The organism is Micromonospora sp. KC606, from assembly GCF_004348675.1.
Lineage (GTDB): Bacteria > Actinomycetota > Actinomycetes > Mycobacteriales > Micromonosporaceae > Micromonospora.
The window spans coordinates 1-1,364 of sequence record NZ_SMKN01000406.1 but is presented as its reverse complement, the minus strand read 5'-3'; the positions used below and the strand labels follow the sequence as shown (position 1 = coordinate 1,364).

Genomic DNA, 1,364 nt, shown 5'->3' with positions numbered 1-1,364 from the left:
CCGCCACCCTTTTGACCCCACCGGCCGCGCTCGACCGACCGTTCCGGCCGCGTGATCCAGCCCAACCGCGTGATCCAGCCCGGCCGCGTGATCCCTCCGGACAGGTGATCCCTCCGGACACGTGAACCATTCCGATTGCGGCGGAACGGGGTGTCCGGGCAGGCGGTTACCCCGTTTCGCGCCATTCTGAGTGGATCACGCGGCCCGACACGGGATCGGGCCCACCCAACGGCGGAATCAGGCCGACCCGACGCAGGATCAGGCCGACCCGACGGCGGGATCAAGCGACCCGAGGCGGGGTCGGGTCGGACCCGACTCGGATTCGGGTTGGATCGCACGGATTGGCGCGAAGGCGGCGCGTGCGCAGCCGGCGCAGCAGTTCCCCGGGCGCGCCGCCGTCTCAGTCCGAAACGGCGGTGAGGCGGGTGCGGGGGCCGGCGCGCAGGACGCCGGAGGGGAGCCGCTTGCCGACCAACTCCTCGGCCAGCTCGGCGGCCTCGATCAGGGCGGCCAGGTCGATCCCGGTGTCGATGCCCATGTCGTGCAGCATGTGCACCGCCTCCTCGGTGGCCAGGTTGCCGCTGGCACCCGGGGCGTACGGGCAGCCGCCCAGGCCACCCACACTGGCGTCGAACTCGGTGACGCCCAACTCCAGGGCGGTGAGCAAGTTCGCCAGCGCGGTGCCCCGGGTGTTGTGGAAGTGCAGCAGCACCGGGACGTGGGCGTTGCGGTCGCGGACGGCGGCCAGCAGTTCACGGACCCGGCGGGGCGTACCCATGCCGGTGGTGTCGCCGAACGCCACCCGATCGGCACCGTCGCGGACCACCCGGTCGACGATCCCGGCGACCCGGGCGGGGTCGACGTCCCCCTCGTACGGGCAGCCGAAACTGGTCGCCACGATCACCTCGGCCCGGGCACCGGCCCCGTGCAGCAGGTCGATCAGCTCGGCGATGTCGTCCAGCGAATCACCCGTGGAGCGGTTGACGTTGCGCCGGTTGTGGGTGTCGCTCGCCGACACCACCACCTCGATCTCGGTGAACCCGGCAGCCAGGGCACGCTGCGCGCCCCGGGTGTTCGGCACCAGGGCGGAGTAGCGAACCCCCTCCGCCCTGTTCGCCCGCCGCCACACCTCGTCCGCGTCGGCCATCTGCGGAATCGCCTTCGGGTGCACGAACGACACCGCCTCGATCCGCCGTACGCCGGTGCGGGACAGGGCATCGATCAGTCGGACCTTGGATTCGGTGGGAATGGGCTCCTCGTTCTGGAGCCCATCCCGTGGCCCGACCTCCCGGATGGAGACGAAGTTCGGCAGTTCCGCCATAAGGGGTCACCTCACTGTGACGGTCTTACGTGATGGGTGACCC

At 71.0% G+C, this 1,364-nt stretch carries 1 protein-coding gene; it reads right to left on the bottom strand.

Annotation, left to right across the window (positions count from 1 at the left end):
• Nucleotides 1-400: 400 nt before the first annotated feature.
• Nucleotides 401-1,321 (bottom strand): hydroxymethylglutaryl-CoA lyase, encoded by a 921-nt coding sequence (locus E1193_RS31405; protein ID WP_132186740.1) that lies wholly within the window; start codon nt 1,319-1,321, stop codon nt 401-403.
• Nucleotides 1,322-1,364: the final 43 nt, after the last annotated feature.

Excerpts from the sequence above, each read along its gene's own strand:
- E1193_RS31405 (WP_132186740.1), bottom strand. The coding sequence starts at position 1,321 with ATGGCGGAACTGCCGAACTTCGTCTCCATCCGGGAGGTCGGGCCACGG.